Genomic DNA, 12,578 nt, shown 5'->3' with positions numbered 1-12,578 from the left:
AATGAAAAACTTGCTTAATTTTATTAATAACTTTCATGTTTTACCTAAAGAATCTTATCAGAAATTTTCAAAGCTTACACGAATAAAAAAATTTTCTAATAACCATATATTAGCAAAGTATGGAGAAATACCACAAGACCTTTTTATTCTTAAAAGCGGGATTGTAAGATCTTATTATACTGATGAAAAAGGCAAAGAATATATAAGAAGTCTATTTACGCCTTTTAGTGCTACGGGTGCTTTAGGCGCTTTAATTTTAGACAAGTCTTCTGATGTTTCTTATAGTTGTTTAACTGAATGTGAGTTATATGCCATCAATTTTAAAAAACTAAAACAACTTGCCTTAGAGGATAAAGATATTGCATACATGTACGCAAGCGCTTTAGAAAGTGTATTCTTATTGCTTGAATCAAGGATATATGACTTAACTATTTTAGATGCAACAATGCGATATAAAAAATTAAAAAGGGTAATTCCTAACATAGAAAATTTAATACCTCAATATCACATTGCTTCTTTTCTAAATATTACGCCCGTTCAATTAAGTAGAATTCGCAAAAAATTATATACTATCTAATTTATAAACATATGTACATAAAATATACATAAATACCATTTAAATCTGATTGATAACTAAAAAATCCCCCAGCAAAGTAAGCGTTCGCTAATCTATATTTAATTTTTGTGCCGATTTTGAGGTTACAATTCCAATAATTTATTAGCTTTATATTCTGTGATTCAATCAATGACATCAGATAACCAATGATATGGATTTATGTTTAAGGTTTTACATGTGTAAACGCACTATTTTTATTTAAAAATAAAGGTTTTTACCTAGCTTGATGCCTATTCAAGTATTTCATTGAGCAAATAAAAACTGAATAGAAAATCCGTATCGATTTTAGTAAGTTGACCAGAAACCTTAACAACTTATAAAAATTGTAACCACGCATTTTTTTAAAATTAATTTTTACGATAAAGTTTGAATCAATATATAATTTATGATTGTTGTAACTAATAATTAAACCCACAATACCAATAATAAACATCGCTAAGAAACTATAGAGTATATTTTTATTACTTATAAAAAGTTTAGAAAGAACCGTCATTCTTAAAAAAATAAATCCCAAATATATCCATTTACTATCGTGCTCTACTCTTTTTTTGATTGAATTCGTTGGTTTTTTATTAACTAATATTTTTAAAGAATCCTAATCCCGATAAAGTAAAAATAATGTGGAAATTAACATTAACCCAGTAATGATAGGGGTTCCTCTAAAATCATAAGATACTGTAATAACAAAAACGTTGGCTATGATTGGTAAAAAAAGAACCGTTCCTAGTTTTGCAAAGCATTGCGTTACAAGCAGTGTTCTTGTAACGAATTGTGCCAATCCTAAAAAGTGCCAATATAAACCTGATTCCTATAACGTTTCAAAAAAAATGACAAGAAGAATTTATAGGATTTTCAAGGCCACTTTCTGTTGTAAAACATAATCCTTGAATTTTTGCAAGGCTTTCAAAAATAAATGCAAAACCAATTAAATATCGAAGATAGATGGTAAATATTTGCATCCAAGACGTATGTTTCACTGTAGAAATTTTTTAGATGACGTTTTAAGATTAATTTTATTACTCAATTCGTGTAAAACGACATCTCTTTATGTTATTATTCTTGGTGAATTTCACTTTAAATCTTCTAGTATTTGGCTACATCTGAATATAATTTAAGTGCGGTAACATTGCTTTATTCACAACATTAGTTGCAATTAAATAGACTACTTACAACGATCTAAATGAAAAAAAACTAGACTATTTATATACATTTAATCTATTTAAAAAGATAATTATAAAAATAAATTTAACACTCAACCACTTATTCTTTAAAATTCAACATTTATTTCTTGAAAAGGTCAACTACTACTGTGCTCCTTTTTTTTGCGCCTTAAGCATCATTTTATTGTAGTTTTGACTTATCAATATTTAATATTAATTTATAATTCCCCCCAATTATGAACACAAATACTTTAAAACAAGTAACGATCCTTTTAGTTTGTGCCATCGGTTTATACCTTTCAGGAATCAATTTATTGACCATTCCTAGTATACAATCTTTATCTGATGCAGCAACGGTAATGACTTTTTTCTCTTGTTTTTTTCCTTTCTCAATTTTAAGTGTAAACTTATCTATTAATCTAATACAATTCCTTGTAAAATTTAAAACCTTACAAATATAAATAAATTAGACAAAATTGAAATTTTTGATATTATTTTTTGCATCACATCTTTACTGCAAATAGCAAGGGCTTTTTTAAAAGATGCATTAAAAGCAGCTCAAGTCTTTAGTTTTAAACTCAAAATCAAATAGTTTTATGCTGTACTTTAATCGTTCGGTTAAAAATTTTCAAAAAAATGTAACATGCTGTTATACAGATTGATAAAATTTAATTTGAAATTAGAGCTACCATGTTATTTCTAAAAACACTTATTCCTTGAATTCATACTTTTATTTTTTAAGGAGTACAAGTACTACTGCGATCCTTTTTTGAGTATAAAAACAATCCTTTTATTGTAAATTTGAGTAACAATAATTCTCCCTATCATGAAAACAGACACCATCAAACAAGTAGTAATTCTTTTAATCGCTATCACCGGTTTATACTTTTCAGGACTTAATTTAATAAAAATCTCGAACATTCAATCTTTCTCTGATGTAGTAACAGTAATGACTTTCTTTGCTTGTTTCTTTCCTTCTTTAATTTTGACAGCAAACTTATCTGCTAAAACTCTAAAATCAATTTTAAAACTTGCAACACATTAGATTTTAAATTTAAATAGCGATTTATATAAACTATTCCCCCGCCGTATGTTCATGATCAAATCCTCCAAAAAAACTTAAAGAAACACTCTTTAAGTTTTTTTTTGGAGTACAAGTTGTATTCTTCATATTCAATTACAAAAAGTAAAAATATTACACAAAAGCTAAAAGCACAATTGCACTAATAAAAACACTTATCCCTTAAACTAACACCTTTATTTTCTGAGGAGTACACGTACTACTGCAATTCTTTTTTAGCGATCAAAACCATCCTTTTGTTGTAAATTTAGGTAATAGTAACAGTCCTTATTAATTTATAATTTCCATAATTATGAAAACAGACACCCTAAAACAAGCAGCTCTCTTTATACTTTCTGCAATCGGATTATCCTATTCAGGCTATAATTTACTTACGTCATCTAGTATAACTTCTTTACTAGATTTGTTAAATCTTATCGTCTTTTTTTCTTGTTTCTTCCCTAGTTTAATTTTGTCGATAAACTTATCTACCAAAATTTTAAAATCTTTTACGAAACCTGAAACTCGTCAGATTTAAAACATAAGAATCATTAGCCTAAATTCACTCCCCCAGTTTGTTGCAAGGCATCAATAACATTACTTACAATAAATAAAGCTGAAAGAACTTTTCTATCAGCTTTATTTGATTCTAAATTAAATGGTTTCTTTTTGTAATTTAATAATTTCCTTGCAGAAGTTTCAAAAATTTTGACGGAAGAAATAACACCTACAAAAATAATATTAAGGCATAAAAGAAGTCTCCAAAAACACTGAATAGTATTCAAGCATACTTGGAGACTTTTAAAATTTACACTAACTTCTTAGCATTTTTTACTTTTTGCTTGGTCAGTGCCAATTCAATTACCTGTTTCATATCAGAAACATAGTGAAACGTTAAACCTTTTAAATAGCTTTCTTTTATTTCAAGAATATCTTTTTTGTTGTCGTCACACAAAATTATTTCTTTAATATTTGCTCTTTTTGCCGCTAATATTTTTTCTTTAATGCCGCCTACAGGCAACACCTTTCCACGCAAAGTAATTTCACCAGTCATGGCTAATTTATTTTTTACTTTACGTTGTGTAAACGATGAAACTAAGGAAGTTAACATGGTAATACCTGCACTTGGCCCGTCTTTTGGTGTCGCACCTTCAGGCACATGAATATGAACATTGTACTTTTCCATCGTTTGTGGTTTAATACCAAATTCCTCTGCGTTCGATTTTATATATTGTAAGGCAATGGTTGCAGACTCTTTCATGACATTTCCTAAATTACCAGTAATAGAAAGTGTTCCTTTTCCTTTAGATAAGATCGATTCTATAAATAAAATATCGCCACCCACGCTCGTCCAAGCCAAGCCAGTAACCACACCTGCTACCTCATTACTTTCAAATTTATCTCTGTTTCTTGGTGTTCCTAAAATAGCTTCTATTTTTTCTGATGATATTGTAATGTCGTATTCCTCCTCTAGCGCGATACTTTTCGCCGCAAAACGAACTACTTTTGCAATTTGTTTTTCTAAACCACGAACACCAGATTCGCGCGTATAGCCTTCAACAATTTGTTCTATTTGCTTTTTACCTAATTTTAAATCTTTAACTGTTAAGCCATGTTCCTTTAACTGTTTTGGCAGTAAGTGTCTTTTTGCAATTTCAACTTTTTCTTCAATCGTATAACCGGTAACATTAATGATTTCCATTCGATCTCTCAATGCCCAAGGAATTTGACCTAAATTATTTGCAGTTGCGATAAAAAGTACTTTAGATAAATCGTACCCAACTTCTAAATAATTATCATAAAAAGACTCATTTTGTTCTGGGTCTAAAACTTCTAACATTGCCGAAGACGGATCTCCTTGGTGGCTTTGTCCAAGTTTATCAATTTCATCTAATACAAAAACTGGGTTTGAAGTGCCCGCTTTTTTCAAGTTCTGAATTAAACGCCCTGGCATAGCACCAATATAGGTTTTTCGGTGTCCTCTAATTTCTGCTTCGTCACGCAAACCACCTAAAGACATCCTTACATATTTTCGTCCTAATGCCTCTGCAACAGATTTTCCAAGTGAAGTTTTACCAACTCCTGGAGGACCATATAAACATAGTATTGGCGATTTCATGTCATTCCTCAACTTTAAAACAGCCAAATGCTCTATAATTCTTTCTTTAACTTTTTCCAAGCCGAAATGGTCTCTATTTAAAACTTTGGTTGCAAATTTTAAGTCGAATTTATCTTCAGAAAAAACACCCCAAGGCAACTCTAACATCAACTCTAAATAGCTTCTTTGTACACCATATTCTGCGGCTTGCGGATTCATTCTTTTAAGACGACTCAGCTCTTTTTCAAAAGTATCACCAACTTCTTCGGTCCACTTTTTAGTTTTAGATTGCTTGCGCATTTCCTCCAATTCTTGATCGTTAGAAACACCACCCAATTCTTCTTGAATCGTTTTTAATTGCTGATTTAAATAATAATCGCGCTGTTGCTGATCTAAATCTTCACGAGTTTTAGACTGAATATCATTCTTTAATTTTAATTTCTGAAGCTCTTTATTTAAATTTTTAAGCGTTAATAATGCACGGTCTTTTAGATTGTCTTTTTCTAAAATAACTTGTTTTTGCATTACTGATAAATCCATATTTGAAGCAATAAAATTGACCAAAAACGAATTCGATTGAATATTTTTAATTGCAAAAGAAGCCTCTGATGGTAACATCGGGTTTTCCTTAATTACTTCTAAGGCCTGTTCTTTTATAGAATCTATAATCGCTTCAAATTCTTTTAAATCTTCTACGTTTCTGTCTTCAAACGACTCTTTTACTGTCGCTTTTAGATAAGGTTCATCTTGAATAATTTCATCAATTTCGAAACGTTTTTTACCTTGAATAATTACAGTTGTATTACCATCTGGCATTTTTAAAACACGTAAAATTTGCGCTACAACTCCTGTTGTATTGAGATCTTTTAACAAAGGATCTTCCTCATCTTCATTACGTTGCGAAACAACTCCAATAATTTTATCGCCTTTATTAGCATCTTTAATCAATTGAATTGATTTATCTCTTCCTGCCGTTATAGGTATAACGACTCCTGGAAATAAAACCGTATTCCTTAAAGGAAGAATTGGTAATATTTTCGGAACAGTTTCTTTATTGATAATTTCTTCATCCTCTGGTGTCATTAAAGGAATTAATTCTGAATCTTCATTCATAATATTTTGAAAAGACAAACTGTCTAACTTTATAACTTTTGTTTTGCTCATATATTGTATATCTGTCATTCTGACATTGATTTTATAAAAATAAAACATCAATGTAAAATTAGTTTTTATAAATTTCTGATAATCAAATACATAAATAATATAATTTAATTACTATTTTATATAAAAACAATAGTTATGCCAATGATAATTATACCGCGGATACCTCATTATTTTTTATCATTTTTGTACATAAAAACAAAAAATGTCTGCAATAAAAATTCGCAAAATTCGCTATAAAAATTGGAATGCTATTGAAATTTCAAATTTAGAAATTAAAATTTTAGTAGTTCCAGAAGTTGGTAGAGTTCTGCATTATGGTTTTTTAGATGGACAAAATATATTTTATGAAAACGACCAACTTAAAGGAACTCAATTTAAAACAGGAGAATACTATACAGAAAACAACCTAAAACAAGCTCCTAATATTGGTGGCAATAGAGTTCTACCATGTTCTGAGGAATACTTTAATCGTATTACAGGTAGCAGACATATTCCCGATCCATTTATAAATGCTAGTTCTTTTACCCATTCCATTTTAAAAAATGGAGTTCTTTTAGAAAGCCCAATAAGTAAATTATTAGGCATACAAATAAAAAGAATTATTACAATTTCTGCCACAGGAACCGAAGTAAACATCCAACAAGAATTGGTAAAAAAAACGGATGCAAAAGATAAAAGTCTTGAAGAAATTCCCTTAACCATCTGGAGCTTATCCAAAATTAAAACTCCAAATATTGGCTATCTCCCCATTCACAAAAAAAGTTGTTTTAAGAATGGTTATTTAGTACCTGTTTGGCCAGACGCTAAAAATAATGCCTTTAAAAATGTATCTGTAGCAAATGATATTTTAGCCATAAAATCATCTGAAGACTTGCCTCAAAAAGTTGGATCAGATTCTAAAAACTGGATTGCTAGTTTCTTAGCAGAAACTTTGTTTGTAGAAAAATATAACTTTGAAAACAACCAAAAGGCAGTATATCCAGATGGCGGTACTTCTTGTACTATTTTTGGAAATGATCTTTTTAGTGAATTAGAATGTTTAAGCCCTGAAAGAACCTTAAAAATAGGAGAAATTATTCAGTATGATTTACAATGGAGTTTACAAAAAGTAAAAGATGAAAGTGCTGTAAAATCCATATTACAAAGCTTATAAAAACATAAACGGTTACCTTATATTATTGATCATTTGAAATTACGATCATAAAAAACGTGTTTCCCTTTCTGTTTGAACTAAAAAAAACTGAAAGTAAGATGATGCTTTATTTTTTATTTTTGTCTACAAAAAGAACATTATTTTTTTTACCGTAATTTAAAGCAATAACGGGTATTTCTAAAAAAACTATTTTTATTTTACAAAACTGTCACAACTCAAAAACAGTTTTGTCTTTTATACAGAACCATTTTATTGGAAGCTAATCAACCACATATAACCAACCTCGTAGAACGCTGCAAATCGTCTGACAAAAACGCACAGCTGCAACTTTACAATGCTTATTACAAAGCAATGTATAATTCTGCATACCGCATTTTAAAAGATAGCTTTGAAGCTGAAGACATTATGCAAGAAGCCTTTTTAACAGCTTTCACGAAAATGCATACCTATAAAGGTGAAGTTACTTTTGGGGCATGGTTAAAACGAATTGTTATCAATAAAAGTTTGACTCAACTTAAAAAGAACAATCGCTATGAAGAAGTAAAAATGGAAGTAATTCCGAAAGATGAAGCAGAAGGTGAATTGTTAAATTATAAAGGTTTAAACCCAAAAAGCGTTTTAAACTCTTTACAGAGTTTAAAAGATAATTACAGAGTTGTGCTGACCTTACATTTAATAGAAGGTTTTGATTATGAGGAAATTGCACAAATTTTAAAATACACCAACGAGAATGTAAGAACTACAGTTTCGAGAGCAAAGAAAAAATTAAAGCAAGTACTCCTTGCAGAACATATAGAAACACAAGCATATGGAAGATAAATTAGAACACTTTTTTTCTGAAAATGATTTCGATTTTGACCAACCCAATACTGGTCATGAAAAACGTTTTGAAAGAAAGTTAAACAGGCAGCAACCAACTCACCAAAAAACCCCTTGGAAATGGCTATCCGTTGCGGCCTCTGTGGTTTTAGTGCTTGGCTTTTGGCTAGGCAGCAATCATCAGAAAAGGCAAATAGAATTGGCAGATATATCTCCAAAAATGCAGGAAGTTCAGAATTATTTTGTCTCCACCATTAACAGAGAATTAAAAACTATAGAGAAAAACAGAAGTTTAGATACCGAAACAATTATTGAAGAGGCTTTAGATGAATTGGAAGAATTAGAAGATAATTATAAGCTTTTTATTAAAGAATTAAATAATATTGGTAATACAACCAAAATCATTAACGCTATGATTAAAAACTATCAACAGCGTTTAGAAATTTTAGAAAATGTTTTACAACAAATTGAACAAATTAAAAACCCAAATCTTTTAAACCATGAAATATATATTTAAAATAACTTTACTATTCCTTCTTTTTCCACTTATTACATCTGCCAATACGGATGAAAAAAAACACGAGAAAAGTAAAACGATCAAAAAAGAATATAAAGTGAATAAAGACGCAACCGTTGCGCTAGATAATAAATACGGCAACTTAAATATTACCACTTGGGATAAAAACCGTGTAGAAATTGAAGTAACAATCACAGTAAAAGGCGATGATTTAGATAGTGTTGAAGATAAACTTGAAAGTATCGATGTAACTTTTGAAAACTCTGTCAGCTGGGTGTCTGCAAAAACTAATTTCAGAAAAGAAAAACAAAGTTGGTCTCTTTGGGGTAATAACAAAAACATAAATTATCAAATTAATTACAAAGTAAAAATTCCGAAAACAAATTCAGTTGACTTAGACAATGATTATGGCAATATTTATTTGGACGATTTATTTGGAAAAGCAGACGTCAATTGCGATTATGGAAAAATTTCTTTAGGAGAACTTTCTGCTGATAACAATTCGATTAACTTAGACTACTGTTCATCATCAAACATCGTATTTATGGCTAGTGGAAACGTAAATTTAGATTATTCCAAAATTACTATTGAAAAAGCAGGAACGTTAAAAGTAAATATGGATTATTCCACTTTAAAAATTGAAACAGTAGAGAATATCAATTTTAATGCTGATTATGGATCTTTAGCTATCGATGAAGCAACCCATGTTGAAGGAAATTCAGATTATTTAAGCATGAGTTTTGGAACAATTTTAAAGAATTTTACGTTAGACACCGATTATGGTGCAATCACTATTAAACGATTGGCTAAAGATTTTGAAAATGTGGATATTAATAGTGAATATACAGGAATTAGAATTGGTGTGAATGCAGATACAGTTTTTGATTTTACATTAGACTTGCAATATGCTGGCTTTAAAACAGATGATGATAATGTGGAATTCTACAAAAAGATTACGAAATCTTCTAAAAAATATTATGAAGGCAAGTTTGGAAAGGGAAACTCAAATTCTCGCATAAAAATTAAATCTCAATACGGAGGTGTATCAATCAAAGAAAATTAGTCAAAAAATTACTCAAAAATTAACCTAAAAAATAAAATCATGCTTAAAAAAACCACATTCGCTTTACTTTTATGTACCATAAGTTTCTCTGTACATGCTCAAAGTTGGGGAGGCAATAATAAAAAAATTAAAGGAAATGGTCATGTTGTTACCATAAACAGAACGACTTTAGATTATGATGGAATTAGAGTAGGTGGTTCTTTTAACGTTGTACTAGTAGAAGGAAAAGAAGGTGCTATTTCTATTGAAGGCGAAGAAAACATTATTCCTTATATAGAAACAGAAGTAAAAGGAAATACTTTACAAATACAATATCAAAAAAACATGAATATAAGTACTACCAAAAGATTAACGGTTACAGTTGCCTATAAGGATATTGAGAAAGTTTCTTTAGGTGGATCTGGAAATATTACAAATGAAGGTACTATTAAAGCAAATGATTTCTCTGCTTCTTTAGGAGGTTCGGGAAACATTACTTTAAACATTGATGCTGTAGAGGTAAGTACTAATATTGGTGGTTCTGGAAATATAAAATTATCAGGAACATCTAATGAATTAAACTGTTCTATTGCTGGTTCTGGAAGCATAAAAGCCTATGAATTACCTACGAATGCTTTAAGCGCAACCGTTGCTGGTTCTGGAAGTATTAGAGCTACTGTAAAAACTAAAATAAAAGCAAAAATAGTAGGCTCTGGAAGCATTTACTACAAAGGAACACCTAAATATATCGACGTAAAATCTGCTGGATCTGGAGATGTTGTTGATAAAAATTAAAAGCCTATCTAAAGCTTCTAGAAGGGAAGACATGGAAATAGAATACCAATTTAGATGTATGATGGCATTATATATCTAAAATAGTTTAAGATAAAAGTGAGTTTAATAAACACAAAAAAAAGCCTAAAAATGATTCCACATTTTTAGGCTTTTTTTTTGTGTCTTGTGTCTTGTGTCTTGTAAAAAAAACTCAATAATTTCTATACTGACTCGTTTCTTCAAAAACATGTTCTAAAATACGTTGTTCTTTTTCATCAAAAATTAAATTTCTCCGCTTCATCACAACACTAGCAACCTCAAAAACTTTATTGGTTTTGTATTCCGTAAAACCAGAAGCTCCTCCCCAACTAAAAGACGGAACAAAATTTCTTGGAAATCCGCTACCAAAAATATTTGCAGAAACGCCAACAACTGTTCCTGTATTAAACATCGTGTTTATGCCACATTTTGAATGATCTCCCATCATTAAACCACAAAATTGCAATCCTGTTTTTGCAAAACGCCCCGTTTCATAATTCCATAACTTTACTTCGGCATAATTATTTTTTAAATTAGAATTGTTGGTATCTGCGCCTAAATTGCACCATTCTCCTAAAACAGAATTCCCTAAAAAGCCGTCATGACCTTTGTTAGAATATCCCATTAAAACAGAATTATTAACCTCACCTCCTACTTTACAATGAGGTCCTAAAGTGGTAGCTCCGTATATTTTTGCGCCTAATTTTAAAACAGAATGCTCGCACATAGCTAAAGCACCTCTTATTACACAACCTTCCATTATTTCTGCATCTTTACCCACATAAATAGGTCCATCGGTAGCATTTAAAATAGCAAACGTAATTTTTGCGCCTTCTTCTATAAAAATATTTTCTTTGTTGATGTACTGAACGCCCTCAGGAATGGGTTGTGACGTTCTCCCTTCTGTCAACAACTCAAAATCTTGCTGAATTGCTTTATCATTCAAAGCAAAAATATCCCAAGTATTTTTTATTTGAAGAATTTCTTCATCAAACTCAATATGGGTATATTCTTCAAAATTCACTGCTTCTTGTGAGTCTGAAGTATAAAAAGCAAGGACATCATCCCCCTTAAAAATTGCCTCATTTTTTGATAATTTTTTGACTTTTTTTACCAAGCTTTTTGTCGGACAAAAAGATGAATTTATCAAAATATTCTCTTCCAACTCTACCATTGGATATTTTTCTTCTAAATATTCTTCTGTAATTGTTGTGGTGGTTAAACCTAAGTATTTTTCCCATTTTTCTCTAATGGTTAAAATGCCTATTCTTAAATCTGCAACTGGTTTTGTATAAGTAAAAGGTAATAACGATTGTCTAACATCGCCATCAAAAAGAATATAATTCATAAAAAAGCTTTTTACAAATATAAATCTTTGTAATTTTTAAAAGGTATTTTTCAAAAAAAACCGATTAAAAATTACAAAGATTTGTTGTAAATACATTGCGAAAGAGTAATATACTCTTTCATAAGCATTTAGACTATCGTTTTACAAAACGTTTTGTTGCTGAATTTTCACCATTTAAAGAAGTAATTCTTACAACATAAATTCCACTATTTAGGTTTGAAACCATTACAGAAGCGTCATTTTTTGAAATTTGTTTAGACAATACTTCTTTGCCTAATAAGTTAAATATTTTAATATCTAATTTGTCGATATTTTGAATTTGGAAATCGAAATTAAGATTCGTTTCAGCTGGGTTTGGATACATAGTTATAGTGCCCAAATTATCAAAAGACTGTGTACTTAAAACGCCTTCTGCAACTACAGTAATTCTACCAAACATAGAACCTGGATGAGAATCACATTGATAATCATTTACACCAACTCTAGTAAATGTAAAAGAAAATGTGCCACCATTTCCAAAAAATTCACTTTCAAAATTTTCTTCAGCACCGTCAAGACTATTCACGTTATGAGTTCCACCTGAATACCAGTTCCAAATAACAGTATCGCCAACTTCTATAGTTCTGCTGGAATTAGCATTGCCTGATGCTGTTGGTGTTGAATTAAAGCTCCAATCAATATTAATTGTATTTGTTTGTGATGATAGACCAAAAGAGATCATAAAAAATAAAATAATAGGTAGTTTTTTAATCATAATTTAAAGGTTTTAATTGGGTTATTTTTGTTTA

General features: G+C 29.9%; 11 protein-coding genes. 7 read left to right on the top strand and 4 right to left on the bottom strand.

Annotated features, from left to right (window positions below; genetic code table 11):
• Position 1: 1 nt before the first annotated feature.
• Positions 2–577, top strand: coding sequence for a Crp/Fnr family transcriptional regulator (locus K8354_RS02930; RefSeq protein WP_223445264.1), 576 nt, complete (start codon positions 2–4; stop codon positions 575–577).
• A 2,025-nt stretch (positions 578–2,602) separates the two neighbouring features.
• The gene (locus K8354_RS02925; protein WP_223445262.1) at positions 2,603–2,821 is read left to right on the top strand and encodes a hypothetical protein; all 219 of its coding nucleotides are present in this window, start codon (positions 2,603–2,605) and stop codon (positions 2,819–2,821) included.
• 566 nt (positions 2,822–3,387) lie between these two features.
• Here the strand turns inward: K8354_RS02925 and K8354_RS02920 are convergent.
• Together K8354_RS02920 and lon are read right to left on the bottom strand one after the other, a co-directional pair.
• Positions 3,388–3,621 (bottom strand): hypothetical protein, encoded by a 234-nt coding sequence (locus tag K8354_RS02920; protein ID WP_223445260.1) that lies wholly within the window; start codon positions 3,619–3,621, stop codon positions 3,388–3,390.
• A gap of 23 nt (positions 3,622–3,644) precedes the next feature.
• Positions 3,645–6,116, bottom strand: coding sequence for an endopeptidase La (gene lon, locus K8354_RS02915; protein ID WP_223445258.1), 2,472 nt, complete (start codon positions 6,114–6,116; stop codon positions 3,645–3,647).
• 184 nt (positions 6,117–6,300) lie between these two features.
• On the opposite strand from lon, the gene K8354_RS02910 reads away from it, so the two are divergent.
• The 5 genes from K8354_RS02910 to K8354_RS02890 all read left to right on the top strand — a co-directional run bounded on the left by K8354_RS02910 (position 6,301) and on the right by K8354_RS02890 (position 10,424).
• On the top strand, positions 6,301–7,251 hold the full coding sequence (locus tag K8354_RS02910; RefSeq protein WP_223445256.1) for a hypothetical protein: 951 nt from the start codon (positions 6,301–6,303) through the stop codon (positions 7,249–7,251).
• Between the two features lie 252 nt (positions 7,252–7,503).
• Positions 7,504–8,070 (top strand): RNA polymerase sigma factor, encoded by a 567-nt coding sequence (locus K8354_RS02905; protein WP_223445254.1) that lies wholly within the window; start codon positions 7,504–7,506, stop codon positions 8,068–8,070.
• A complete protein-coding gene (locus K8354_RS02900; RefSeq protein ID WP_223445252.1) occupies positions 8,060–8,587 on the top strand; it encodes a hypothetical protein in 528 nt (175 codons plus the stop codon). Before K8354_RS02905 ends, K8354_RS02900 begins: the two co-directional genes overlap by 11 nt.
• Positions 8,571–9,650, top strand: coding sequence for a DUF4097 family beta strand repeat-containing protein (locus K8354_RS02895; protein ID WP_223445250.1), 1,080 nt, complete (start codon positions 8,571–8,573; stop codon positions 9,648–9,650). The genes K8354_RS02900 and K8354_RS02895 overlap by 17 nt, the downstream gene beginning before the upstream one ends.
• A 39-nt stretch (positions 9,651–9,689) precedes the next feature.
• Positions 9,690–10,424: a head GIN domain-containing protein gene (locus K8354_RS02890; protein WP_223445248.1), complete on the top strand. Its 735-nt coding sequence runs from the start codon at positions 9,690–9,692 to the stop codon at positions 10,422–10,424.
• Positions 10,425–10,614: 190 nt separating this feature from the next.
• Here the strand turns inward: K8354_RS02890 and K8354_RS02885 are convergent, their stop codons facing one another.
• Positions 10,615–11,790, bottom strand: coding sequence for a GlmU family protein (locus tag K8354_RS02885; RefSeq protein WP_223445246.1), 1,176 nt, complete (start codon positions 11,788–11,790; stop codon positions 10,615–10,617).
• 133 nt (positions 11,791–11,923) lie between these two features.
• Positions 11,924–12,544 (bottom strand): T9SS type A sorting domain-containing protein, encoded by a 621-nt coding sequence (locus tag K8354_RS02880; protein WP_223445244.1) that lies wholly within the window; start codon positions 12,542–12,544, stop codon positions 11,924–11,926.
• Between the last annotated feature and the right edge of the window lie 34 nt (positions 12,545–12,578).

The sequence above is a fragment of the Polaribacter litorisediminis genome (genome assembly GCF_019968605.1).
Classification (GTDB): domain Bacteria; phylum Bacteroidota; class Bacteroidia; order Flavobacteriales; family Flavobacteriaceae; genus Polaribacter; species Polaribacter litorisediminis.
This window is presented reverse-complemented; position numbering and strand designations above follow the sequence as displayed.